The 25,666-nt window shown below is 50.2% G+C and carries 27 protein-coding genes; 20 read left to right on the top strand and 7 right to left on the bottom strand.

Features of this window, described 5'->3' with window-relative positions; translation table 11 throughout:
• Nucleotides 1–11 precede the first annotated feature (11 nt).
• From W01_RS06380 to gpmI, 4 genes are read right to left on the bottom strand one after another with little or no spacing between them, the layout of a single operon-like run.
• Complete coding sequence (locus W01_RS06380; protein WP_173053071.1) at nt 12–761, bottom strand: HesA/MoeB/ThiF family protein; 750 nt, start codon at nt 759–761, stop codon at nt 12–14.
• A 35-nt stretch (nt 762–796) separates the two neighbouring features.
• Complete coding sequence (locus W01_RS06375; protein ID WP_173053069.1) at nt 797–2,215, bottom strand: S41 family peptidase; 1,419 nt, start codon at nt 2,213–2,215, stop codon at nt 797–799.
• Nucleotides 2,216–2,265: 50 nt separating this feature from the next.
• Nucleotides 2,266–3,393, bottom strand: coding sequence for a murein hydrolase activator EnvC family protein (locus W01_RS06370; protein WP_242007058.1), 1,128 nt, complete (start codon nt 3,391–3,393; stop codon nt 2,266–2,268).
• A 41-nt stretch (nt 3,394–3,434) separates the two neighbouring features.
• On the bottom strand, nt 3,435–4,973 hold the full coding sequence (gene gpmI / locus W01_RS06365) for a 2,3-bisphosphoglycerate-independent phosphoglycerate mutase (RefSeq protein WP_173053065.1): 1,539 nt from the start codon (nt 4,971–4,973) through the stop codon (nt 3,435–3,437).
• A 402-nt stretch (nt 4,974–5,375) separates the two neighbouring features.
• Here gpmI and W01_RS06360 point away from each other — a divergent pair, with 402 nt between their 5' ends.
• From W01_RS06360 to W01_RS06305, 12 genes are all read left to right on the top strand, one after another.
• Nucleotides 5,376–7,085 carry a CHASE2 domain-containing protein gene (locus W01_RS06360; RefSeq protein WP_173053063.1) on the top strand — a complete coding sequence of 570 codons (1,710 nt, stop codon included), beginning with the start codon at nt 5,376–5,378 and terminating at the stop codon, nt 7,083–7,085.
• Nucleotides 7,082–7,588 (top strand): SH3 domain-containing protein, encoded by a 507-nt coding sequence (locus W01_RS06355; RefSeq protein WP_173053061.1) that lies wholly within the window; start codon nt 7,082–7,084, stop codon nt 7,586–7,588. Before W01_RS06360 ends, W01_RS06355 begins: the two co-directional genes overlap by 4 nt.
• Before the next feature lie 12 nt (nt 7,589–7,600).
• Complete coding sequence (locus W01_RS06350) at nt 7,601–8,467, top strand: M48 family metalloprotease (RefSeq protein ID WP_173053059.1); 867 nt, start codon at nt 7,601–7,603, stop codon at nt 8,465–8,467.
• A gap of 60 nt (nt 8,468–8,527) precedes the next feature.
• Complete coding sequence (locus tag W01_RS06345) at nt 8,528–10,279, top strand: PglL family O-oligosaccharyltransferase (RefSeq protein ID WP_173053057.1); 1,752 nt, start codon at nt 8,528–8,530, stop codon at nt 10,277–10,279.
• Entirely contained in the window at nt 10,260–10,670 is a 411-nt protein-coding gene (locus W01_RS06340; RefSeq protein WP_173053055.1) for a rhodanese-like domain-containing protein, read from the top strand. The genes W01_RS06345 and W01_RS06340 overlap by 20 nt, the downstream gene beginning before the upstream one ends.
• A 2-nt stretch (nt 10,671–10,672) precedes the next feature.
• Complete coding sequence (locus W01_RS06335) at nt 10,673–10,930, top strand: glutaredoxin domain-containing protein (protein WP_173055794.1); 258 nt, start codon at nt 10,673–10,675, stop codon at nt 10,928–10,930.
• A 23-nt stretch (nt 10,931–10,953) separates the two neighbouring features.
• Nucleotides 10,954–11,436 carry a protein-export chaperone SecB gene (gene secB, locus W01_RS06330; protein ID WP_173053053.1) on the top strand — a complete coding sequence of 161 codons (483 nt, stop codon included), beginning with the start codon at nt 10,954–10,956 and terminating at the stop codon, nt 11,434–11,436.
• Between the two features lie 2 nt (nt 11,437–11,438).
• Nucleotides 11,439–11,885, top strand: coding sequence for an SH3 domain-containing protein (locus W01_RS06325; RefSeq protein WP_173053051.1), 447 nt, complete (start codon nt 11,439–11,441; stop codon nt 11,883–11,885).
• A 19-nt stretch (nt 11,886–11,904) separates the two neighbouring features.
• Nucleotides 11,905–12,909: an NAD(P)H-dependent glycerol-3-phosphate dehydrogenase gene (locus W01_RS06320; RefSeq protein ID WP_173053049.1), complete on the top strand. Its 1,005-nt coding sequence runs from the start codon at nt 11,905–11,907 to the stop codon at nt 12,907–12,909.
• A 356-nt stretch (nt 12,910–13,265) separates the two neighbouring features.
• On the top strand, nt 13,266–14,261 hold the full coding sequence (locus W01_RS06315; protein ID WP_173053047.1) for a DUF3617 domain-containing protein: 996 nt from the start codon (nt 13,266–13,268) through the stop codon (nt 14,259–14,261).
• Between the two features lie 3 nt (nt 14,262–14,264).
• A complete protein-coding gene (locus W01_RS06310) occupies nt 14,265–15,062 on the top strand; it encodes a D-alanyl-D-alanine carboxypeptidase family protein (RefSeq protein WP_173053046.1) in 798 nt (265 codons plus the stop codon).
• Nucleotides 15,043–16,395, top strand: a complete 1,353-nt coding sequence (locus W01_RS06305; RefSeq protein ID WP_173053044.1) for a tetratricopeptide repeat protein — start codon at nt 15,043–15,045, stop codon at nt 16,393–16,395. Before W01_RS06310 ends, W01_RS06305 begins: the two co-directional genes overlap by 20 nt.
• Before the next feature lie 135 nt (nt 16,396–16,530).
• Here the strand turns inward: W01_RS06305 and W01_RS06300 are convergent, their stop codons facing one another.
• Nucleotides 16,531–17,502: an IS110 family transposase gene (locus W01_RS06300; RefSeq protein WP_173053042.1), complete on the bottom strand. Its 972-nt coding sequence runs from the start codon at nt 17,500–17,502 to the stop codon at nt 16,531–16,533.
• Between the two features lie 274 nt (nt 17,503–17,776).
• Between W01_RS06300 and W01_RS06295 the strand changes: the two genes are divergently transcribed.
• From W01_RS06295 to W01_RS06280, 4 genes are all read left to right on the top strand, one after another.
• A complete protein-coding gene (locus W01_RS06295) occupies nt 17,777–18,319 on the top strand; it encodes an REP-associated tyrosine transposase (RefSeq protein ID WP_173053040.1) in 543 nt (180 codons plus the stop codon).
• Nucleotides 18,320–18,779: 460 nt separating this feature from the next.
• Complete coding sequence (locus tag W01_RS06290) at nt 18,780–19,190, top strand: hypothetical protein (protein WP_173053038.1); 411 nt, start codon at nt 18,780–18,782, stop codon at nt 19,188–19,190.
• Between the two features lie 135 nt (nt 19,191–19,325).
• A complete protein-coding gene (locus tag W01_RS06285; protein ID WP_173053036.1) occupies nt 19,326–19,733 on the top strand; it encodes a hypothetical protein in 408 nt (135 codons plus the stop codon).
• A gap of 42 nt (nt 19,734–19,775) precedes the next feature.
• Nucleotides 19,776–20,345 (top strand): hypothetical protein, encoded by a 570-nt coding sequence (locus W01_RS06280; RefSeq protein WP_173053034.1) that lies wholly within the window; start codon nt 19,776–19,778, stop codon nt 20,343–20,345.
• A 99-nt stretch (nt 20,346–20,444) separates the two neighbouring features.
• Here W01_RS06280 and trmL read toward each other — a convergent pair whose 3' ends face one another.
• Complete coding sequence (trmL, locus tag W01_RS06275; protein ID WP_173053032.1) at nt 20,445–20,921, bottom strand: tRNA (uridine(34)/cytosine(34)/5-carboxymethylaminomethyluridine(34)-2'-O)-methyltransferase TrmL; 477 nt, start codon at nt 20,919–20,921, stop codon at nt 20,445–20,447.
• A gap of 110 nt (nt 20,922–21,031) precedes the next feature.
• A complete protein-coding gene (locus W01_RS06270) occupies nt 21,032–21,748 on the bottom strand; it encodes a ComF family protein (protein ID WP_173053030.1) in 717 nt (238 codons plus the stop codon).
• 56 nt (nt 21,749–21,804) lie between these two features.
• Between W01_RS06270 and bioB the strand changes: the two genes are divergently transcribed.
• From bioB to bioC, 4 genes are read left to right on the top strand one after another with little or no spacing between them, the layout of a single operon-like run.
• Entirely contained in the window at nt 21,805–22,818 is a 1,014-nt protein-coding gene (bioB, locus tag W01_RS06265) for a biotin synthase BioB (protein WP_173053028.1), read from the top strand.
• Nucleotides 22,819–22,860: 42 nt separating this feature from the next.
• Nucleotides 22,861–24,027 (top strand): 8-amino-7-oxononanoate synthase, encoded by a 1,167-nt coding sequence (gene bioF, locus W01_RS06260; protein ID WP_173053026.1) that lies wholly within the window; start codon nt 22,861–22,863, stop codon nt 24,025–24,027.
• Nucleotides 24,011–24,790, top strand: a complete 780-nt coding sequence (bioH, locus tag W01_RS06255) for a pimeloyl-ACP methyl ester esterase BioH (protein ID WP_173053024.1) — start codon at nt 24,011–24,013, stop codon at nt 24,788–24,790. Before bioF ends, bioH begins: the two co-directional genes overlap by 17 nt.
• On the top strand, nt 24,783–25,652 hold the full coding sequence (gene bioC, locus W01_RS06250; protein ID WP_173053022.1) for a malonyl-ACP O-methyltransferase BioC: 870 nt from the start codon (nt 24,783–24,785) through the stop codon (nt 25,650–25,652). The genes bioH and bioC overlap by 8 nt, the downstream gene beginning before the upstream one ends.
• Nucleotides 25,653–25,666 lie beyond the last annotated feature (14 nt).

Raw genomic sequence — 25,666 nt, 5'->3', positions numbered from 1 at the left:
GACGCTATATTTTATGGCGTGCCACAAATTAGGCAAGCTGGATCTTTTTTCAACTTAACAGTGCGCAGTTCCATATGCAGCAAATCTGTTACCAGCAATCTGCTACACAGTAGCGTACCTATTCCCATCAATAACTTGAGTGCCTCAGCGGCTTGCATGCTACCGATAATGCCGACTAGTGGGGCAAATACTCCCATTACCGCGCAACGTGTTTCTAAAGCATCAGACTGTTCAGGATACAGGCAGTGATAGCAAGGGCTGTGAGGATGGCGCATGTCAAATACGGCTACTTGGCCGTCAAAACGGGTAGCCGCGCCGGATACAAAAGGTTTTTTTAGTTGCACGCAAACTTGGTTAAGCGCATAGCGCGTAGCGAAGTTATCGCTGCAATCGAGTACTACATCGGCTTGGTCAATTAGTTCAAATAAACGCGTTTGATCTGCGCGTTCATTCAGCGCTATGACGCGAACATCGGGATTGATTTCAGCGAGCGAGGTATGGGCAGAATCTACCTTAGCCATTCCGATGCTGGAAGTGCGGTGTACGATTTGGCGTTGCAGATTGGTCAGGTCTACAGTGTCACCGTCGCACAGAGTCAAGGTGCCAACGCCGCTGGAGGCAAGGTACATGGCAGCGGGAGAACCGAGTCCGCCTGCACCTATTATCAGTGCGTGCGCATCCCGTAATTTCTGTTGCCCTTCGATGCCAATGTCAGGCAACAGGATGTGGCGGCTATAGCGCAGTAACTGTTCGTCATTCATGCGATATGGAAGAGAAGAAAGTTATTGTTATTCGCTTACTTCCCTTGCAATATATTCATACCCTTTAACAAATTTAAAGCTTGATGTAATTGGTAATCTTCTTTTGATCCGAACTCGAGCATTTTGGGTTTTGCTGTATCGCCTTCCTCGCGTTTGGTCGGTGATTTAGTTGGCGTAGCCGGAGCCGGAGTTGTGGGCTTTACGGTGACGCCAGCCTTCACATCAACTTCTTGACTGTTGCTCAAGTGACGCTCCAAATCGGCCTCGCGCATGCGGAAGGTTTGATCTTGATCGATAGTTGCCGGGTCTTCCACTACGATGTCAGGGACGATACCCTTGGCTTGGATAGAGCGGCCACCAGGGGTGAAATAACGCGCTGTAGTGAGCTTGATGGCGGTATTGTTGCCTAGCGGCAGAACTGACTGTACTGAGCCTTTGCCAAAGGTTTGGGTACCCATGATGACAGCGCGTTTATGATCTTGTAACGCACCTGCCACGATTTCTGAAGCGGAGGCAGAGCCGCCATTCACCAGCACGATCATCGGCACGGTCTTGACTGCCGCAGGTAGATTTTTCAGGTAATCTTTTTCGTTGTTGCGCAGATAGTCATTAGGAACGGCGGTCAGGCGCATCTTAGCATCTGAGTTACGCCCTTCGGTATATACCACTAGAGCATCCTTGGGCAGGAAGGCGGCAGATGCTGCTACTGAACTATTGAGCAAGCCACCTGGATCGTTACGTAGATCCAATACCAAGCCTTTCATAGTGCCTTGGTTCTGTTTGAACAGGTTGTTAAGCGCAGTGGCGAGATTCTCGCCAGTGTGTTCCTGAAATTGGGTGATGCGAATAAAAGCATAGCCAGGTTCGATCAGCTTGGACTTTACACTTTGCACTTTAATAATGGCGCGAGTTAACGTAAAGGTCAACGGTTTGGGTGCGTCCTTGCGAATCACGGTCAAGATAATTTTGCTGCCTGGCTTGCCGCGCATGCGCTTAACCGCATCACCCAGCGTCAGGCTCTTCACCATCACGTCGTCGAGTTTGATGATCAGATCGCCGCTCTTCATGCCTGCATGATAGGCAGGAGAATCTTCAATTGGCGAAATTACTTTCACCAGTCCGTCTTCCATCCCTACCTCAATGCCTAAACCGCCAAATTCGCCTTGTGTACCGATTTGTAGTTCCTTGAACGCATCGGCATCCAGGTAGGCGGAGTGCGGATCCAAGCCGGTCAGCATGCCGGTGATGGCTTCGGTGATCAATTTTTTGTCGGTGACCGGCTCTACATAGTCACTCTTGATGCGGCCAAACACCTCTGAGAAGGCACGCAGCTCTTCAATCGGCAGCGGCTCAGCGCTGTCCTTATCCGCGATAGCAGAGAATTGCAGGCTGATCAACACACCTGCGATCAGCCCTAGTCCGATTAATCCAATTTTTTCAATACGACTACGCATGTATGACCTCTAAAGTTGTTTTGTTGCAACATGATTCTTCATGAGTGATTTCATCGGGCTATCCACTTTATAGGGTCTAGAGGCTCGCCCCTGTGGCGCAGCTCAAAGTATACACCGGAATCTTCATTTCCGCCGCTGTTGCCAACGGCCGCTACGGTGTCGCCCCCACGCAAGATGTCACCTACTTGTTTGTATAGCGTTTCATTATTGCCGTACAAGCTCATGTAGCCTTTGCCATGATCAATGATCAATAAGTTCCCGAAGCCGCGCAACCAATCGGCAAATACGACACGTCCGGCCGCTACCGATTTCACTGGTTGACCGTTTGCTGCGCGTAATAGTAAACCTCTCCAAAGTACGGTACTGTCTGGACGTGCGCTGCCGAATTTATTGACCACCTCACCCATGACCGGCAGCGTTAGCTTGCCTTTAAGTTGCTCGAACGGCTTGCCATCGAAGCGATTATCAGGCAATTTATCATTGTTGAATACCCCTTTGCCTTTTTTCTGCGTCAACATTTTGGAGAGCTTGGCCACCAGTTGTGACAAGCGGTTTTCGTCGCGTTGCAGGCGACCAATTTCGTGGCGCTGTTGTTTAAGTTGTTGGGCAAACTGATTGATTACTTGCTGACGCGCAAGCTTGTCCTTTTCCAAGATTTTCTGCTGCGCATTTTCTTCTGCTTGCAGCGCCGCAATTTCACCGCTCTTTTGTTGAGTGAGTTGGACGACCTCATTTAGCTGCGCAAGATTTACGCGTAACATATTGAGCCAATTCGAACGGCCGCGCGCGATATATTCATAATAGCGCATTTCACGTGCGGCTTGATCGGGGTCATGATTGTTGAGCAACAGCTTGAAGTATTCTTGTTTGCCGCCCAAATATTGCTGGTAGAGGAGTTTGCTGAGCATTGTTTGCTGGGTCTGCATATCTCTTTCCAGTTGCTGCGCTTGCTGTTGCAACTTCTCCAAGGTGTGGTCTGCGGCACGGTGTTGCGATGACAGCTCAGCCAGCTTGCGCTTGCTATTGCTGATAGCGCGTTCTGATTCACGAAGTTCGTCTGTTGCTTCGGATTGAGACTCAGTGGTTTTTTCCAATTCCTTCTGTAGCACAGAGATTTGCTTGCGCAGGTTGTCCAGCTCTTCCTGCTGTAAGGCATGAGTGCTGTTTATGCCTGCCATCCAGCAGATATACAGCAGAAACGCGTGGCGGATCAGTGCGGTCACTGGATTGAGATAAGCGACTGGCCTGTCATTTCAGGCGGTTGTGGCAGACCCATCATGGCGAGCAAAGTTGGAGTAACATCCTGAAGCGAGCCACTGTCAGCTATTTGCGCCTTACGACCTATATACAACAATGGCACCAAGTTAAGTGTATGTGCGGTATGTGCTTGTTGCGTAGTGCGATCCAGCATCTGCTCGGCATTGCCGTGATCAGCGGTAATCAGCACCTCACCGCCATATTCCAGCATGGTGTTTACTACCCGCCCGATACATACATCCAAGGCTTCAATGGCCTTGACTGCCGCTTCCATAATGCCGCTATGGCCGACCATGTCGCCGTTGGCATAATTACAGATCATGGCTTGATACTGTCCGCTACGAATGGCCGCTTCCAGTTTGTCAGTAACCTCAAAAGCACTCATTTCTGGTTTGAGGTCATAGGTTGCCACTTTGGGGGATGGCACCAGGATACGGTCCTCGCCGGGGTAAGGATGCTCCTTGCCGCCATTGAAAAAATAGGTGACATGGGCATATTTTTCCGTTTCTGCGATGCGTAATTGTTTCAGCCCCAAGTCGGAAAGATACTCGCCAAAACAATTGTGGATGGCTGTGGACATGAATGCCGCTGAGAGATGAAAGTCCTCACCATAGCTGCTCAGTGTGACAAAGCTCGCCAGCTTGGGAAAATATGCACGCGTAAAGCTATCAAACGTCGGATCGGTCAGTGCGCGGGTTAATTGGCGTGCGCGGTCGGCGCGGTAGTTCATGAATACCGCGACGTCTCCGTTCTGCATGGTAACGGGTGGTTCAGTGGATGAGGTGATGATAGTTGCTTTAACGAACTCGTCATTTTCTCCGCGTGCATAGGCTTGCTGCAATCCATCCTGAGCATCAGATGAGCGGAACTCAGCCTTGCCTTGAGTCAATAAGTCATAGGCCTCCTGCACTCGTTCCCAGCGGTTATCTCGGTCCATTGCATAATAGCGGCCGATTATGGAAGCAATACGCCCAACGCCCAATGTGACACATTTTTCCTGCAGTCGTTGTAGTGAATGTGCGGCGCTTCGCGGCGGTGTGTCACGACCATCGAGAAAGGCATGGATAAATATTTTGCGGAGTCCAGCGCGCGCTGCCAGTTCCAACATGGCGTGGATATGATCTTCGTGACTATGCACCCCGCCGGGTGACAGCAGCCCCATGATATGTAGTGCAGTGTTATGCTGCTTGGCATGTTCAATTGCTTGCATGAATGCCGGATTACTGTAGAAGCTTCCGTCCTGAATGGCTGCATCCACCCGTGAGAGTTCCTGGTATATCACGCGACCTGCGCCGATATTGAGATGGCCAACTTCAGAGTTTCCCATCTGGCCTTGCGGAAGGCCTACCGATAATTCAGATGTACGGATCAGCGTGTGGGGATAGTCATGCCATAGTCTGTCCCAGTTTGGTTTGTGCGCATGGGCGATAGCATTGTGGTCAGTTTCTTCACTGTGGCCGAAGCCGTCGAGGATGAGTAGGAGGACAGGGGTGATTTTCATACCGGACTTTGGATAGTTTAAATATTAATTGGCTACTGATTTAAGGGTACTATTTTAGCTGATTTCTTGACTGCCAGGCATTCTGGGCTTCGCACGATGTTAACCGTAAAGAATAACGGTAAAAAAATTTTGAAAATGCAATGAAATAACATAGAGATGACGATGTTCTGCAAGTTTCGTTATTACCGTGTTGGTGACTCGCGCACTCTCAAGCTGATAGAAATCATTTGCGGCGAATTCTGTATCGGCTGGTTTCGTGTGAGCATTCGGAGGATAGTATTTTGGAGTGTGACGCCATGTTCTCTGTAATCTTACATAATTTGTAACTTATTAAGTTGATTTGAATGCGCCATTCAAAATGCGTAAAACAGAGCGATACGATATCAATATTGGATTTTTGCGATGAATCTTAATATTTATTTCACTAATCGGCTGCGTTTGGCTTATTCCAAATCCTCCGCGCTGCTCGCCAAGTTTTGGCAAAAAAAATTCTATCTTTATCTTGCAGCACTATTCACGTTATTTGCCGTGTTGGATACCATGCAATTGCATATCATTTCTGGTATGCGTCAGCAGGCTTTTGATGCGATGGTGCGCTACCGCATCATTGTGCCCAAGCCTGATAGCGATATTGTAATCGTGGACATCAATGAGGCCAGCCTCGCCGCTATGGCCAAAGACTACGGGCGTTGGCCTTGGCCGCGCCAAGTGCTGGGGGAGTTTCTCGAGCAGGTCGAAAAGCAGCAACCTAAAGCAATAGTGTTCGACATCTTGTTCAGCGATGCTGACATATACAATCCTGACAGCGATGCTTATTTTGACTCCGCTGTTGCTGCCACAAACAATACTTATTTCCCCTTGCTGCGTCTTGATCCGTCAAGTGATCCCTTGAGCCTGGTGAAGCCTGCCATGATTCCCGGTGTTGTGCCGCTATTCAATGATGCTCAGCTGGAGGCCACTATCGCTGTGGTACTGCCACAATTTCCGGCAGCACTTAAAGGTGGGCGTCTTGGGTTGCATAATATCTATCCCGACGCGGATGGCATTGTGCGACAGTATAGTGTCTACCGTGACGATTATGGATGGAAATTGCCGTCACTGCCAACGCGAGTGGCGCGTGATCTCGGCTGGACTGAGCCTGCTGCACAACGCGTTCTGCTCAATTGGCGCGGCCCGCCATTTTCGTATCAATATGTCAGTTTCCACGACGTGTTCACGGATATGGGCAGTAAGGAAAAAAAGCGCCCGCAAGACGAATTCAAAAACAAAATCGTCATTATTGGTTCTACTGCGCCTAGTTTGTTTGACATTAAACCCACGCCTATGAGCAAAATGCACCCGGGCGTGGAAATTCTTGCTACCGCTATAGATAATTTTAAACATAATGATTATCTGCGTTTTCCTGAAGCACGCGAGATTTATCTTTTAATAACACTGTGCATTATTTGGGCCACAGCTTGGGGCTTTTATAACAATGTCGGGCGCAGCAAAATAGACCTTTTATTTGGCGCGTCGCAATTTATATTGATTGGTATTTCTTATGCCAGCATTAACTTTGCCGACACCTACATCAACATCACCGGGTCGGTAACATTAGGTCTGATTTATTTTGCTATTGCACGTGTGTATTCTGCCGCCACTGGCAAGATACTGGAACAAAGCATGGTGCGTGTTTCCAGCGAGCGTCAGGGTGAATTACATGCCACATTGTTATTAATTCGCCTTGACGTAGCTCAAAATATACTGACCGATGCAATGATGGAAAAAATCCGCTACGGCCTTGAAAATACGGGAACTGAACAGAAAAGTGTAGAAGTGTTGAGAGGTTATCAAAAAGGCTTGTGGGATTTATTCGAAAAGACATTCTCGATTTCCTGGATAGTAGATCAGGAAGATGCGAATGGTGCTGCACGGGTGATAGAGGATGTTGCAGCGGTGATCGCTGCGTTCCCGCAACTGGTAAGCAAATGTATAATTGCCCCTGACATTGCGGTTAGTTGGTTTGTACATCAAGGGAAAATTTCTGGGGGCAAAGAGGCGCGCGATTGTTGGCGCGTAATGTTTGCTGAAGCATTGCTGCGCTGGAATGAACAACAAAAAAAGGCACTATGAATTCGATCAGGTTAGGAATTGTACTAGTCGCTTTACTGGCTATGCCTGCATTTGCCGCTGAAACAGGAAGTGTGATCAGGTCCGATGGAATCAAGGCCGAGCCGTTCCGAGATGCTAAAACAATTGCCACGCTATCGGTTGGCGATAAAGTGGAAATTGTTAAGAAAAATGGCGGTTGGTTACAAATAAAAAGTCCAAAGGGCAAGGGCTGGGTGCATATGTTGAATATTCGAAAAGGTGAAATGCGTAAGGATTCTGGTGATATAAGCGGACTCTTGGGCATGGCGTCGGGGCGTGCAGGAACAGGAAAAATAGTTGCCACTACAGGTATCCGCGGACTTGACGAAGTAGAATTGCAGTCCGTTAAATATAATGAGACCGAACTGAATCTGGTCGAGTCGTATGCGATAAACCGAGCTGAAGCCCAGGTGTTCGCCACTCAAGGGAAGCTGGTTGCGCGTAAGTTCGATTACCTTCCTCCCCCAGATGTCTCCCCAGAATAAAGGATCGCTCTGATGAAAGCGATAATGAAATACTTGTCGGTTACGATATTGACGCTGCTTTGTAGTGCTGCCTGGAGCTTTTATTTCGAGGAGGAATTCAAGAAAATACTTAAGGATGGCGTGCAAAAAAAGATTGAAGAAAAATCTGACGCCGCAACGAGTAGTGCATTGTTAGGGCTTGTCGGAATTTCGCAGGAAGAAGAAATTACAATAGGGCGACAAATTGCGGGCAACTTGCTGGGTGCATCCGCGCTTGTCAAAGACCAGAGCTTGCAGAATTATGTCAATAATGTCGGGCGTTGGGTGGCAAATCAAAGCGAGCGTCCCGATTTGGCCTGGCATTTCGGTGTGATTGAATCGAGTGATGTCAATGCTTTTGCCGCACCGGGAGGTTATATTTTCCTGACTCGCGGGCTGTATAGCTTATTGCAAAATGAGGCAGAGCTGGCCGGTGTGCTGGGGCACGAAATCGGCCATGTCATCCGTAAGCATCATTTAAAAATTTTACAGAAAAGCAGCCTGATAGATTTGGGCGGAAAATTAATTTCCAAGCAGGTCGGCGGTAATGACAAAGTACAGAAACTGATTGGTAACGGTGCGGAAATTGTGGCACGTTCGCTCGACAAAAATGCTGAGTTTGAGGCTGACCGCATCGCGGTGGTGCTTGCCGCGCGCGCCGGTTATGATGCCTTTGCGTTGCCCGAAGTGCTACAGCAAATAGGTCATTTTTCCAAAGATGACGGCAGTGTGGCACTGCTGTTCAAAACACATCCTCATCCAGATGACCGATTAGAAAAGTTGGGGCTTGCCATGAATGCTCGCTTAGAAGATGTAAAAGGGAAAACGCTGGAGACGCGATTTTATCGCATCAAACCTTAGCCCCTCTTTTTTATATTCTGTTCGTTATGCCATCCATTAAATAGAGAATGAGGAGATCGTTTGCCCAGTATCGCCCACATTAGCCTGGCATTCGCCGGGTTAATGTGGGTGTTGCCGTTTTTGTATTATTACCATGCCTATCCGCTCACTACGTTTTATCAGGAATGGAGTGCCGCTGTTCTTGGGCTATGCGCCATGCCTTTGCTGATGACAAAACGTTATTGGCTACAACCGCAACTTCCACTCATCGTTTTGTTGCCCATAGGGCTGTTACTGTTAGGCATGATGCAGTTTGTGCTGGGCAGGGTGAGCTACTTTGATCAGATTTTGTTACTCGCTCTGTACTTGCTATGGGCGGCGCTACTCATGATGCTCGGTCAACGCCTGCGTGAGGAATTTGGTTTGCCTGCATTGGTGACAGCGCTGGCTTCATTTCTGCTGGTGGGGGCTGAACTCAATGCTCTGGCCGGCATATTGCAACATTATCGCTGGCATACTTTTTTGGATGCCGTGGTTACCGTCAAGATTTCCGTAGCCGTCTATGGCAATGTGGCTCAGCCCAACCATTTCGCCAACTACATTACACTGGGATTAATCTCATTGGGTTTGCTGCACATGCGCGGCCTGCTACGCGTACGGTATGTTGCGCTGTTGGCCATGCCGCTACTATTTGTTCTGGTATTGAGCGGCTCGCGTAGCGTCTGGTTGTATTTGCTGCTTATGACGGGCATGGCCTGGCTGTGGCAGCGTAGCGATAAGTCTTGTTTACCCCTTTTGCGTTATACCTTGTTGCTGTTGCTGGGCTTCGGTTTGATGCATGGAGTGGTGCAAATTCCTTGGCTGGAAGGAGCGGCTGGTAGTATTACCACGATGCGGCGTCTGTTTGGTGAAGGGACTGGCGGCAGCATCCGGTTGTATTTGTGGCGAGAAGGATGGCAAATATTTACCCAGTTTCCTCTGCTGGGGGCGGGTTTTGGCCAGTTCGCATGGCAACATTTTCAGCTCGGCCCGGTTTTGCAGAACACCAGCATTGTCGGTCTATATAATAATGCGCATTCATTGGTATTGCAGATTGCCGCAGAAATGGGCTTGGCTGGCTTGCTTATCCTGTTGGGTATGCTGGCGATGTGGCTAATTCAATGTGGTCGTTCACAGCGTACCGTTTACCATTGGTGGGGATACGCCTTGCTTGGCGTGTTGGCTATACACAGCCTGTTGGAATATCCGTTATGGTATGCCTATTTTCTTGGGGTGGCGGCGCTTACTCTGGGCATGCTGGATACCACCATTTATCGCTTGAAATTACGCGGTATGGGACGCTTGGCGCTGGTGGCCATACTGTTGTTGGGGGCGTTCTCTTTAGTGCACATGTTGCAGAGCTACCGTAATCTGGAAATGCTAAGGGGACTGGGGCAGGGCGTAAGTAAAGACGGGTATTTTTGGCGTGAGAATTTAACGGTGGCAGATGTGCAAACCCCGCTGGGTCCTTACTTTGATTTGTTCAGGAGTGGCAGGATCAAGGGGGTGGCCGACTATTCCGCTGACAAGCGTATATTGAATGAGAGAGTGATGTCTTTTGCACCGATTAGTTTAGTGGTGTATCGCGAGGCGTTGCTGATGGCGCTGTCCGGTGAGCAGGCGGCGGCACAATTGCAGATGGAACGTGCTATCTGGTCATATCCCGATGATTTCCAGGCGATGTGTAAAGAATTGAGTGCGTTGGCACAGAAAAACCCCGAGAACTTCGCTGCTCTGCTAGAATTTGCCCTCCAAAAATACGAGGAGCGGCAGCATGCAGTTCATGCAAGATAATATCTGGATGATTTTAGTGGCGGTAAGTAGCGGATTGATGTTGCTATGGTCGTTTATTGGCAACAGCATACGTGGAGTAAAAGAAGTCAGCAGTGCTGCCGCTCTGCAACTGATCAACTACAAGAATGCATTAGTTCTGGACGTGCGCGAAGCGGCAGAATTTAATGCCGGGCATGTCCTGAATGCGAAACAAATTCCGTTTGGCAAGCTTGATGAGAGCATTGGAGAATTAGAACGCTATCGTACGCAACCCATCGTAGTGATGGACAGCAGTGGTCTACGCTCATCTGCAGCATGTGTGCTGCTAAACAAGCATGGATTTGAGTTGGCGTATAATTTGGTGGGTGGCGTGTCGGCTTGGCAAAAGGCTGGCTTGCCATTGAAAAAATAGCGATGCCCAAGGTATTAATGTATTGCACTGCAGTATGTCCGTATTGCGTGCTGGCCGAGCGGCTGTTGCGCGCCCGAGGTGTAACGGAAATTGAAAAAATACGTGTGGATCTGCAACCGGAGCAACGTCGGCTAATGATGGAAATTACCGGGTGTCGCACCGTGCCGCAAATTTACATAGGCACACGCCTTGTTGGTACTTACGATAACTTGGTGGCGTTGGAGCATAGTGGTGAATTAAGTCAGTTATTGAATAGTTAATTTAAAAATGAAGGATAAATCTAATGAGTGAAGAAGCCGCATCCGAACAGCAACAACCCCTATTCAATATCGAGAAACTGTATGTGAAAGACCTGTCGCTGGAAAGCCCTAATGCGCCGAGTATTTTTTTGGAACGCGAAAATCCGAATATTGAGCTGCAATTAAATACTCAGAGTCATTTTATGGAAGAGGGCCTATATGAAGTAACCGTCACTGTTACAGTTACCGCCAAGCTACCGGAAAAGGACAAAGTGATGTTCCTGATCGAGGCCAAACAGGCCGGTATTTTCCAAGTGCGCAATTTGCCACCGGACGAGCTGGAGTCGGTGTTGGCGATCATCTGCCCTAATATTCTTTATCCCTATCTTCGGGAAGTGGTATCCAATATGGCGATTCACGCCGGGTTTACGCCCGTGTTGCTCAATCCGATCAATTTCGAAGCGTTGTACCAGCAGCAGAAACAGCAGCTAGCACAGGCACAGGCCGCAACGAATACCCAGCATTGAAAATGAAATTGTCTGTTACTTTAACCCTGTTTATTGCTTTAGTTACAGCAGCAGGTTCCGCGCATGCGCTGGACTATGCGTCTGTCGCGGTCAGTTCCGCCATTCTTTATGATGCGCCCTCGCTTAAAGCAAAAAAAATCTTTGTGGTTAACCGTTACTTGCCGTTGGAGCAGGTAGTTAGCCTGGATGATTGGGTTAAAGTACGTGACAGCTCCGGTAGTTTGGCTTGGATAGAAAAACAAGCCTTAAACAGCAAGCGCTATGTGGCAGTGATGACACCACTTGCCACGGTGTATCAGTCGGCAGAGACGGATGCACCGGTAGCGTTTAATACACGTCAGCAAGTAGCGCTGGAATGGTTGGAAAGCTCGGGCAATGGTTGGGTCAAAGTACGTCACCCGGATGGCATGATGGGCTATGTGAGGGCAACCGAAGTGTGGGGCGATTAGCCATCCGTTTCTTTATAAGATGAACATTACTATACTGGGTGCTGGCGCATGGGGCAGTGCGCTGGCTATCAATTTGTCTGCGCGTCATCGCGTCACATTGTGGGCGTGCGATGCGGCACAAATCGAAGCAATGCGTGCCACCGGCTACAATCAGCGTTATCTGCCGGAAATTCCATTGCCGCAGGAGCTGAACCTTACTGCTGACTTGCATGCCGCATTCACGAGTGCGGAATTAATATTGGTTGCTGTGCCCATTGCTGCACTGCGTGCCACGCTACAGAAGATCGCGACAATTTCCATACCAATCCCGGTAATCTGGGCGTGCAAGGGCTTCGAGGCGGGTACCACACAGCTGCCGCATCAAGTGGCCGCAGAAATCTTACCGCAAAATTTCTCTTGTGGCGTGCTGTCCGGGCCGAGTTTCGCTTTAGAAGTGGCGCGTAGGCTTCCCACGGCTCTGATTTTGGCATCTAGTGATGGAGAATTTGCCAAGCAGGTGGCGCAATCCTTGCATCATTCGTCCTTGCGTATCTACTCGAGCACCGATGTGATGGGTGTAGAGGTGGGTGGCGCTGTCAAGAACGTGCTGGCTATTGCCGCTGGCATCGCCGAAGGCATGGGTTATGGGCAAAATGCACGTGCCGGGTTGATTACGCGCGGCTTGGCAGAAATGACCAGACTGGGATTAAAAATGGGTGTGCGTGCGGAAACTTTGAGCGGGTTGTCTGGCGCCGGCGATTTAATTTTGACTTGCACCGGAGATTTGTCTCGTAACCGACAGGTAGGTATTTTGCTGGCACAACAGCAGGCGTTGCCGGACATCCTGAGCCAACTGGGTCACGTGGCGGAGGGAGTGTATACCGTGAGAGAAGTGCACCACCTGGCGCAACGCCTGGGTGTAGACATGCCGATTTGTGCGGCGGTTTACAGCGTACTGTATGAGCAGGTTCCGGCAGCGAGCGCGGTCGAGGCATTACTCAATCGTGCACCCAACTCCGAATTTAACTCATTGCTGCCCGGTTAAACGAAAAGACGAATCGCTGAAAGCCATGTTGGACTCAGAATTCCAAGCAATGAAGGATGTTTACGATTTGAACGGCGCAGAGCGTCTAGTCGCCTCCCGATTTTTCTGCCGGAGGCTGTCGATGAATGAACATCGACAAAACCCTGTTTGCTCACTCATGCACTTCCTTGGAAGACTGATTTTTGCAAATAGAATAGGGTATTCCTCGGAAAAGCGATGCGCTATAGTAAGCTTCCTCTAGCTGTTGTACTTCGAACTTGAACTTACAGGGTAAGTTGAGAAGCGGGTAAAATTCAACGCGCAGCCAGGCTTAGATTTATAATCTTTCAGCAACCAATCATTTTTATGGAACGATCATGAACAAATACTTTACCGCCATTCTAGTCATGATGATCAGTATGTTGGGTGCTGTAGCATATGCCGCACCTGGTGAATACTGGGAAATCTCTTCCAAAATGGAAATTCCTGGCATGCCTTTCGCGATGCCCGCCACTACGACGAAGGTGTGCTTGGCCAAAGGCGGGGAAAGCGATCCCAGAAAGACTTCTGGCGACAAGAACTGCCAGATGTCTGACATCAAAACCGTCGGTAATAAAGTCTTGTGGAAGGCACGTTGCGACCATAACGGGGAGGTAATGACAGGCAGTGGCGAGCAAACTGCTACCTCCAACAGCTATGCAGGCAAGATGCAGCTATCAGGCAAATCAGGAGGCCAAGACTTTAACATGAACATGGCTTTCAGCGGCAAGCGCATTGGAGGAGCTTGTGATTCGGAAGAGATGCTTGTTAAAGCAAAAGCGCAAATGTGTGACACTTCAGCTTACGACAGCACGGCTGCCTGGATTGGCAGTGCTGATCACATCTTTTCCAACTGCGCCGACCAGCGCAAAAAATTGTGCGATAACGTGCGCAAGGATGCCTCCAAAGATGCGCAAATATATGCCCTGCTACTTCAGCATGATCAACAATCAAAAAGTGCTTCCATCGCTAAAGAGTGCAAGCTGGATATGGCTGCCACCACCAAGACAATTTGCAAGGGACTCAACAGCAATAATTATCAGCAGCTGTCTGCATACTGTCCGGCAGAAGCCAAGGTTTATCGCGAGGAAAAACGCCGCAAAGAATGCGAGGGCCGCAGCTACACTGGCAAGACCAGCGCTGAGAGTATTCGATCATGCATGAGCGGCATGAAAAACGTTGTGGATGACAACAAGCCAAGTGAAGCGGATGCTTCCCATGACTTGGGCAAGCCCTCTGCGAACAACCCAGCCAACGACACGCCTTCTGCAAACAACCCAGTCAATGGTATGTTGGAAGGTGTCAAAAAATTGAAGGGTATGTTTGGCTTTTAAAGCATGAAGTATCTGGTCGGGCTGCTACTGTGGTGCCACATCATGGCCGCACAGGCGCAGCCCGATCCTTTTCCACAGGCCGCTAACGCCTATCTCGTCAAAGTGGATGGTGCATCCATTTGGGAACATCGTTCCAATGACCGCTTGCCGCCTGCCAGCCTGACCAAGTTGATGACCGCGTTGCTGGTTCTTGAACAAGGACAGTTACAAGAAGCGGCATCGGTCAGCCTGGCATCTACACTTGAGACTGGTTCGCGTATCGTATTCAAAGTTGGCGAACGCTTCCGTGTGCAAGACCTGCTCGCCGCTACGATGATCGCGTCGTCCAATAATGCTTGCCATGCGCTGGCCGATCACTTGGGCGGAAGTGAAGCAGGCTTTGTGGCTCGAATGAATCGCCGTGCAAAAGAGCTTGGTATGCGCGACACACATTTCACCAACGCCTGCGGGCACGATGCCATCCAACACTATTCCAGCGCACATGATCTTGCGCGGTTGGTGCATGAGTTGCTTAAACACCCCTCATTGTTCGAGATTACCTCGCAAAAAAACTTGCAGATTGCCACGTTAGACGGCAAGAAGTTTTACACACTGGTAAACAAGAACGCGCTGATTGGTCGCTACGAAGGCGCAATCGGCCTCAAGACGGGTTACACACCCAATGCCGGCAAGTGTCTCGTAGCCTTTGCCAAGCGAAGTGGCCACGAGGTGCTGCTCGTGATGTTACATGGCAAAGACCGCTGGTGGGATGCTGTAGACATCCTCGATCTCGCTTTCGATCATGCCCGCGCGGCTCCCTGAAACGCACTTCGGCGTATTGCTGTGGCTCATGCTGGCAGTATCAATCTGCTACGCGAATGCACTTAACGGTACATTTCAGTTTGATGACTACAACGTCATCGTCAACAATCCGAGCGTACACTCCTGGGCAGGCTGGGCAGAAGGCTTATCCATCGGCATCCGCCCCCTGCTCAAGTTCAGCTACACGCTCAACTGGACAATGGGCACGGGTGTGATCGGTTTTCATCTCACCAACCTGCTGATCCATCTGACAAATGCTTACCTGATCTACAGGTTAGCGCAGGCCTTTGTGCAGCAACAATTTCAGCAGGATAAGCTCTGGCAAGTTCCCATTTTTGTCGCATTGCTGTTCGCCGCTCACCCCATTTATACCGAGGCCGTCACCTACATATGCGGTCGTTCCACCTCATTGATGACGCTGTTCTATCTGGCAGGGTTGCTCGCTTACATTAGCGGTCGCACGCAGCAAAACAGCGTCAAAGTGTATGGGTTGACTCCGCTGCTCTTCGTCATTGCCTTGGGTGTTAAAGAAACCGCCGTGACGTTTCCGCTAGCGTTGTTGTTGTGGGAATATGCTTGTGGCGGTAAATGGAAACGTGCCCTGACGCCGCAATGGCCGAGCTGGCTGGTACTGATTCTGGGCGCACTGATATTTCTGTTCAGCGACAGCTACCTGTCGCATATGGAACGCAGTGCCCAGCTCAATTCTTTGCAAGGCAACATAGCAAATCAAATTGCTGCCTTTTCCTATCTGATGCGGCAATGGGCTTTACCGTTATGGCTGAACATTGATCCGGACCTGTTGCTGCAAAACGATTTTTCCGCCATTTTGCTGCCACTGGTCTTCTTCCTTGCGTTATTCGTGATCATGGTAGCCTGCTGGCGTGAACGCCCGTGGATCAGTTTCGCCTTGGCGTGGGTGATGTTGCAGCTAATCCCGTTGCATCTATTTCTGCCGCGTATCGATATCGCCAACGACCGTCAGATGTATCTGGTCGGATGGCCACTATCTCTTGCTTTGTGTATCGAACTGAGGTTGTGGACGGACGGAACAAGAACTCAGGCTTGCGTTGCGCTACTGCTGCTAGGTTTGGCTTCCCTTACCGTTCTGCGAAACCAGGACTATGCTAGCGAGATTCGTTTGTGGGAAGATACCGCGATAAAGTCGCCCGGCAAGGCGCGCGTACACAACAACCTCGGTTATGCGTATATGCTAGCCCGCCGCCATGATGAAGCACGGCGCGAATTCACTACTGTACTGCAACTCGATCCGAGTTTCTACAAGGCGCGTTACAACCTTTATCGGTTGGACGACGAAGCCAGCTTGCGATAGTCGGAGAACGTGTCGCTGTCCGACATCCGGTTGACGCCTCATCTGTGAAAGGTTCAAGCCAGATTTTCTTGATGATGTTGATGAGTTCGTGTGCTATTCGCTCAAGGTGCAGCCATGTAGATACCGTCTTTAAAGTCAAGCATTTTTCAAATAATCGTGTTGATACGGCTGTTGAGTTTTGAGTACGCCAAAACACAAATGCACCAGCTTGCGCATTGCGGCACCGAGTGAGGACATCTTGGACTTGCCTCGGGCAAGCAGGCGTTCATAAATAGCTTTGACGTGTGGGTTGTAGCGTGTCCCCACGACGGCAGCCATATAGAGCACGGCGCGTATTCTGGCGGAGCCGGCCTTGGACATTCGCGCGCGTCCCAGCACCGAACTACCCGACTGTCGTTCCACCGGAACGAGTCCCAGATAAGCCGCCAACTGTTCCGCCGAACCAAAATCATGGTTGTGCATCACAGAGAGTATATTGCTCCCCACCTGCGGGCCAATTGCTGGAATACTCTGGAGCAATGCCCTATCTTTCTGAAGATTCGAATGCTGGTCGATATGTTCGTCAATATCCTTTTGTAGCTGGGCTAACTGCTTGACCAGAAACCCAATGCTCTCTTTAAGTGATTTATGAATCAGCGCTGGCGTGTCTGTGGCATGGGCTTTCTCCTGGCGATTGCGCTCGCGTTGTAAATCCTGGGCAATGGCTTCACGACGTACTAACAACGCTTGCAGTACCCGCGCTTCCTGAGGGGGCGGCACCCAAGCTTTGGGTTTGAGTAATGCGCCATAACGGGCCAGCACAACGCTGTCCACGCCATCGGTCTTGGTGCGCACGGCCAGCCCACGGCCAAAATCTTTAATCTGCGCCGGATTGATGATGGATACCATCACGCCAGCATCCGCGAGTGCCATGGCAGCTTGTTCGTGATAGATGCCGGTGGCTTCCATGACGATATGCAATGCTTTTGGGGAAACGTTTTGTTTGGCAACCCAAGCCAGCAAATCAATAATGCCTGACTGGGTGTTTTTCACTATTTTGGTCTTGCGCTTGCCACTGGCTTCATCCAACAACAGGCAACAATCCAATTTGGCTTTTGCCACATCCATACCGAGATAGAATATGATGACCTCCTGTTACAATGTTAGCCAACTTCGCCCACTTGCCTTGTGCATGCAGGGTTCATCCCTTGGATACCGTTCAGTGTCTATGCTGGCGAAAGGTGAAGCAGAGGGCTTGATCTACATGACAAGGTCGAGCCTTCAGGGTGGGCTCAAGCTTCCTCTGCTTCGTGTGATGGTAGCTAACCACCACAGGAAGAAAGATACAAGGGTGGACACGACTTTGTGCCCACGCGGATTCGTCATTTTGGAGTAGACAGCTATGTCACGTTATCGCCGAGCAACAGCTGCAGGTTCAAGCTATTTCTTTACGGTGGTCGCTTACCGGAGGCAGTCGATTCTATGTGGCGAAGCGATTCGTAACGCATTGCGCGCCGCAATCGAAACGGTACGTTTGGCGCGTCCTTTTGTCATTGATGCATGGGTATTGTTGCCTGACCATTTACATTGTGTGTGGACATTACCTGACGGTGATGCCGATTTTCCCACCCGTTGGATGATGATCAAGCGAGCGGTTTCTTTGGCCTGCAGAGAAGATTATCGTCGTGCCGACTGGGTGACTGCATCAAAACTCAAACATCGCGAATCGACTATCTGGCAACGGCGATTTTGGGAACACCAAATTCGTGATGAAAATGATTTTGCCCGCCATGTCGATTACATTCATTTCAACCCGGTTAAACACGGGCATGTACAACGTGCGGTTGATTGGCCTCATTCGACATTTCACCGCTATGTGCGTGATGGGGTGTATGCGCATGATTGGGCTGTTACGATTGGAAGTGCGGTGCTGGGGTATGATTAACGCTGCCCGCGTGGGCACAAAGACGTGCCCACCCTACTTGACTACTTGACTCAAACATCGCGAATCGACTATCTGGCAACGGCGATTCTGGGAACACCAAATTCGTGATGAAAATGATTTTACCCGCCATGTCGATTACATTCATTTCAACCCGGTTAAAAACGGGCATGTACAACGTGCGGTTGATTGGCCTCATTCGACATTTCACCGCTATGTGCGTGATGGGGTATATGCGCATGACTGGGCTGTTGCGATGGAAAGTGCGGTCCTGGGGTATGATTAACGCTGCCTGCGTGGGCACAAAGACGTGCCCACCCTACTGGACTGGAGAGGCTCGCCGGGATATTTTTTGCAATTATTAATTAGGGGATCGATTGTGCCGAAATTTGTATTCGAACTCACAGGGAAACAGTTTTTTTACTCAGCTTCCGGCGATTGTTCATCACAAAGGAGCAGGTTGATGTTCAATGCCGAAGCAATATCGACATGTAATATTCAGATTAAAGGTAAAGGCGCCCTAAGAGTAGGCGATGCGACATTTCATGAACATCACTACGCCGATGAAAAGGAAGTGCTAAACACAATTTTCTACGCAGAAGATTCCGATGAATCGCACACGTTTTCAGTTTTTGCATATTTGCCTGAAGCTACTTTTCGGTTCTTGCTGAATACAAACCCAGAACAGGGATCTGTCTACCTTACATTCAATACCAATTTTGCGGCGCTTCAAGCCGGTCAAAGCGGCGTGACCTATGGCCCAGGCCAGGGCGATGTTGTTTGGGATGTGGAGAAGGAGAAAAAGGTCATCGCCGAATCAATAACGCTAGCAGTCATTTTTCGCTCTGGGTCGCCCAATAGCACAAATGGGTAATGCAATTCACCCGCGCTTAGCTCTTAAGAGTGGTACGGCTATGCTCGGTGGCCCAACCCATCATTCCACCGGACCTGCGCGAAAAGCCGCGCAGGCCGCTGAATTCAGACATTATGCATTACGGAGCCGAATGCGATGAAACTCAATGGCTGGTTAAGGTTGTGGATCGTGCTGTCAGTTTGCTGGTTGGCGTTTGTCGGGTACTTCGCCTACGGGGACATATCTTCGTTCTACACGAAGAAAACTTTCGATGTCGCAAAGGAAGGTGTGGCGAATGTCCAGGTTATTTTCTCAGAGGCCCAATCCGATACAGAAATCAAGGAGCATATCGCTAACAAATTGATACCATTCATCGAAAAGAGTCCGCGAAATTTCGCAGATAAAGTAATTACTGCTCCATACGAAGAGCACATCGAAAAATATGCAGAAAAAATAATCGCGAGGTATGCCATGATTGCACTGCTTCCAATCGTTTGCTTGCTCGCTATTGGGTGCTCGTTAGTATGGGTGAGGCGGGGATTTTCCGGAAAGAGCAATGCATAATTCTGTTCTCAAGCGGGATGTTATGCGTGAAAAGGGATATTTATGCTTTACTGGTTCAGTTTGAAAAAAACGCAGGACTTGAAGATTTTCCAATCGATGTATCTTTGGCTTTTGATCGTTCCCGTTTTCGCAAAGTTTTTTGAGCACATTCGAAACACCGCCACAATTGAACTATTTTCGTACAAATTTACTGTGAGCCTTGCACTGCCCTTCACTTGGCAAGTGTTCTATTTTTCAGCCTTGTGCATAGTAATTGCCAATGTGATTTACCAAGTCTTTTGTCCATCCATTATTAAAGACCACGCCAACTATTCACATTTTAAAGCAGAAGGAAAAGGAATCAATCAGCTTAAAAAATACTCTAGCCAAACTCAATTCAATGTTGAACTTCATCAATTAATGGAGCAGATGGGCATTGAGATGAACAACGAAGCACAAGATGAAGATAACCTCCAAAAATTGTTTTGGGCTATTTACGAAAATGCGTCAGAGCTTCATAAGCTGGCTAGGGTTGCTTGTGTCATATTTTTAGGTATTGGGCTGCTCCTTATAGGTTGGGTGGTCGTCGAGAATATGACATGGGTCATTCGCGCAATTCTTCAGAACGCATAGGGACAGTTCTAACATTCCAACAAACTCTGTTGCACTTCGCAGATGGTTAGACCCCATTTACCACATTTATTTGTTCCATTTGTTCATGCTGTAATTATTTTAACGGAACGATCTATCAACCCCCGCAAACCCGCATTGACGCCATGCTTCAAACACCGCTATCGCGACTGTGTTGGATAAATTCAGGCTGCGATTATTCGGTAACATAGGTAAGCGCAGGCACTGTTCCGGTGATAACGAAGCCAATATATCCGCAGGCAAGCCACGCGTCTCTGGCCCGAACAGCAATGCATCACCCGCCTGATAAGATATTTCGTGATAAGGCTGCTTGCCCTTGGTCGTGAATGCAAACAGACGCGCACCCGGCAGGGTTTGTCGGCAGGCTGCGAGGTCGTCGTGTACACGCAGATCGGCGTATTCGTGATAATCCAGTCCGGCGCGCCGCAACTGTTTATCATCCAGCGAAAATCCGAGTGGCCGAATCAAATGTAGTTGCGCCCCGGTGTTGGCGCACAGGCGAATGACGTTCCCGGTATTAGGCGGAATCTCGGGCTGGAAGAGGATCACATTAAACATTTTGGGAGCCTCTGTTGTGAATAGATGCGCATCTCACTTTCGCTTGCAATGATTGTGGTATTGGCTGATACGGGCTAGAACACATGTGACAAAGTGGTGTGGAAATAAGTTTACGAAGCAGAATGCGGTAATGTCCGCGCAATGACCCAGGCACTGATTTCACGCGCGCCTGTTTTGCGTAAGGTTTGCGCCACTTCGTCCAGCGATGCACCGCTAGTCATTACATCATCCACGATGGCGACATGTTTGCCAGAAAAATCCTGCGTGCAAATGAATGCCTGACGCACGTTTTTATCTCTTTCTTTTCGTGATAACGCCGTTTGTGGCGGTGTATCGCGCTTGCGCTGGCAGGCATTCAACAGAACTGGAATATCCATCTGCCGCCCAATATGCCGCGCCAGCTCAAATGACTGATTGAAACCGCGAGCACGTAAACGCACCGGATGTAATGGCATTGCAACAAGGTAATCAGGATGTGCCGTAATACGCTGTATCAGTTTGTCCGCAAGACTGTTTGCCAGCATCAGTTTTTCATTATGTTTCAACGCCTGTACTAGTTTGTTGAGCGGGAAAGCGTAGGCGAACACGGCCACTGTGCGGTCGAAATGCGGCGCTCGTTGCAAGCAATGGCCACAGGTAGCGCCATCATGCGTAGGCAGGGCACACAACGGGCAACATGCCGCAGTCAAATAGGGTAAATCAGCATCACATGCGGCGCACCATACCCCATTGCGGCTGGCTGTGCCGCACAGAAAACAGGGTTGCGCGGGCAGGGCTTGCCACAATTTTGTGCGGATGTTCAAAAAATGACGAGTCAAAATTGACAAGGTCGTGCCCTTTCACGGATGATGCCGAATCATTGTAATTCATTAGACTGCAAGCTATGACGACCCACACCGTACAACTTACCCGCCCCTCCAAACCCTCTGCACTCGCTCAACCATCAACCAAGGCGCAGTGCTGGAGCCTCGCCCAAGTAGAGGAACTATTCAGGTTGCCGTTTGCCGATTTGCTCTATCGCGCACAACAGGTTCATCGTGAGCATTTCGATCCCAACGCGGTACAGTTGTCCACTTTGCTGTCCATTAAAACAGGCGGCTGTCCAGAAGACTGCGGCTATTGTCCGCAAGCGGCACGCTATGATACCAGCGTGAAAAACCAGGCATTAATGGAACTTGACGACGTGCTGGAAGCTGCCCGCGTTGCCAAATCCGCTGGTGCGACCCGCTTTTGCATGGGCGCTGCTTGGCGTGGCCCCAAGCAGCGGGATCTGGAATCGGTGCTGACAATGGTGCGCGAAGTCAAAGCGCTGGGAATGGAAACCTGCGCCACGCTGGGCATGTTGAAAGACGGCCAGGCCGAGCAGTTAAAAGACGCCGGGCTGGATTACTACAATCATAATCTGGACACCGCGCCTGAGTTTTACGACGAAATTATTACCACTCGTGATTATCAGGACAGGCTAGACACGCTGGAGCGGGTTCGCAATGCGGATTTGAATGTATGCTGTGGCGGTATCGTGGGCCTGGGCGAAAGCCTTAATCAACGCGCCGGCCTGGTCGCGCAACTGGCCAACCTTGATCCCTACCCTGAAAGCGTACCCATCAATCTGCTGGTACAGGTAGAAGGCACGCCGCTGGCCGACATCAAAGCGCTAGATCCGCTGGATTTCGTACGTACCATTGCGGTGGCGCGCATCACCATGCCCACGGCGCGCGTGCGATTGTCTGCCGGGCGACAACAAATGAGCGAAGCGGTACAGGCTTTATGTTTTCTCGCGGGCGCCAATTCAATATTTTATGGCGACCAGCTGCTGACTACCGGCAATCCAGAGGTGGAGCGCGACCGCGTTCTACTCGATAAATTGGGTATGTATCCGCTTGCGGCAACAAAGTAGAGCATGTTGAACAAAGCACTTTGCCAGTGATGGAAAATTTTAATGCCTTTTGAAGTGCTGCAGGACGAACTCGACACCCGCGCAGCCCAAGGACTTCTACGCCATCGCTACGAGTTGCAAAGTGCGCAAGGCACACGCGTCAAGGTAAATGGCAAACCGCTTCTGTCTTTTTCCAGCAACGACTACCTCGGTTTGGCTAATCACCCGCAGTTGCTTGCCGCTTTGCAGGCGGGTACGCAACAGTACGGATTGGGTGCGGGAGCATCCCATCTGGTCAGTGGTCATTTCAGCGCACACGACGAACTGGAGCAAGCACTTGCTGCATTCGTCGGCAAGCCCGCAGCACTATTATTTTCCTCCGGTTATTTGGCTAATCTCGGAGCGGTACAAGCGCTGGTCGGCAGGAGCGATAGAATCTTTGCCGACAAGCTGAATCACGCATCACTCAATGACGCAATGTTGTTGTCACGTGCGCAGATACACCGCTATCGCCACAACGACATGGCACATCTTGCGCAATTATTGGGGCAGCCAAACAGTGGTCGCAAACTTGTTATTACCGATGCGGTATTCAGCATGGATGGCGACCTTGCGCCGTTGCCGGAACTGCTGGCATTGTGTGAACAATATGATGCCTGGTTACTGGTGGATGATGCGCATGGCTTTGGCATATTGGGTGAACAGGGGCGCGGCTCATTATTTCACCCTAGAGATTCATCTGGCCTCGCCTCGTCGCGCATCATCTATATGGCGACACTGGGCAAGGCGGCGGGCGTATCCGGCGCCTTCATTGCAGCGGAACAGGTGGTGATTGATACGCTGGTACAGAATGCGCGCAGCTACATCTACACAACAGCCAGTCCACCTGTGCTGTCCTGCGCGTTGTTGGCCAGTTTGCGCTTATTGCAGAATGCGGAGTGGCGGCGCACACAATTATGGAAATTAATCGCGCAGTTGCGTGTGGGTTTGATCGGACTCCCGTGGGTGCTGATGGACTCTGATACTCCGATTCAACCGCTGCTGGTCGGCAACAATAATGTTACGGTAGCCCTGAGCGAAGGTCTGCGCATACGTGGCATCTGGATACCAGCCATCCGCCCGCCAACCGTTCCGCAGGGAACAGCGCGATTACGTATTTCGCTATCAGCGGCGCATAGCGAGCAGGATGTGGCGCAATTGATTTCAGCCTTGCATGAGCTTGCACATTGAAAGTCGCGGTGCCGGAGCACCGCTGTTACTGATACACGGTTGGGGTATGCACTGTGGCATATGGGGCAATGTGGTGACACACCTTGCGCAACACTTCCGCGTGCACTGCGTGGACTTGCCGGGATACGGTGCCAGCTCGATCATTGCGCAATATGATTTAGATGGGTTGGTACAACGGCTATCTGAGTATTGGTATGCTGAACATGGCGATGAGCCGCTGGCGCTGTGTGGCTGGTCGCTCGGTGGACAGATTGCGTTGCGCTGGGCGCTCCATGCGTCGCACCAGATCGACAAGCTCGTGCTGGTTGCTACCACGCCTAGCTTTGTGCAGCGTAGCGACTGGGAATGTGCAATGGCGGCGAATACCTTGCATGAATTTTCTGTTGCGTTGCTGGAAAATCATGCGCTGACGTTGAAGCGATTTATTGCCTTGCAGGTGCGCGGCAGCGAACACGAACGCGAGTTGTTGACGGATTTGCGTGCCCGCCTGTTTAGTCGTGGAGAACCGAATATTGCCGCATTGCGCGGGGGCTTGGAAATATTGCGCAATACCGATCTGCGTGCGGTGTTGCCGCAAATTACTCAAGCTACTTTGGTCATTGCGGGCGAGCGCGATGTGTTGGCTTTACCCGCAGCATCACGCTATCTCGAACAGCAATTGCCCAATGCGCAGTTGTTTAATATAAAGGGCGCGTCACATGCGCCGTTTTTATCTCACCCGGATATTTTTGTGCAACGGATCGAGGCGTTTCTAAATGGATGATTTTCAGATTGACAAACGCCAAGTGCGGATGGCTTTCAATCGCGCGGCCAATGGATATGATACTGCTGCAGTATTGCAGCGTGAGGTGTGCAGCCGCATGCTGGAACGACTGGATTATATAAAACAGAAGCCAGCGTTTGTGCTGGATGTGGGCAGTGGCACTGGCTGGGGCACGCGTCAGCTGTCGCAGCGCTACCCGGCGGCGCAACTGTTAGCGCTCGACATGGCAATCAGTATGCTCAATGTATCGCGCAGCAGGTTAAGCTGGTGGCGCAAATTATTTGACAGTGGCAAGCACAGTTATGTATGCGCCGATGCCGAAGCCTTGCCGTTAGCAGCCAACAGCATTGAGCTAGTATGGTCGAATCTGACCTTGCAATGGTGCAACGATCTGCCCGCCACCTTCAGCGAGTTACACCGCGTATTGAAAGTGGAAGGCTTGGTGATGTTCAGTACCTTCGGCCCGGATACGCTCAAGGAACTACGCAGCGCTTTCCATGGCGTGGATGAGCACAGGCATGTTAATCGTTTTGCGGATATGCACGACATCGGCGACATGCTGAAGGCCAGCGGTTTTGCCGCGCCCGTGATGGACATGGAAATTATTACGCTAACTTACGACAATGTGAAAGCGGTGATGCAGGATTTGCGCAGCATAGGCGCGCACAATGCCACAGTTGGACGGGGACAAGGCATGATGGGCAAGGCTGCATGGCTGGCGCTACAGGAGAATTACGAACGATTCCGGCAAAACGGTAAGCTGCCTGCGACTTTTGAGGTGATCTATGGTCATGCGTGGAAACCAAAGTCCAGAGTGACAAGGGATGGTGCGCATATTATTCAAACGCCATTTAAGCTATGAGGCTGGGGCACGCT

It is taken from the genome of Candidatus Nitrotoga sp. AM1P, from assembly GCF_013168275.1.
In the GTDB taxonomy this organism is placed as follows: Bacteria; Pseudomonadota; Gammaproteobacteria; order Burkholderiales; family Gallionellaceae; genus Nitrotoga.
This window is presented reverse-complemented; position numbering and strand designations above follow the sequence as displayed.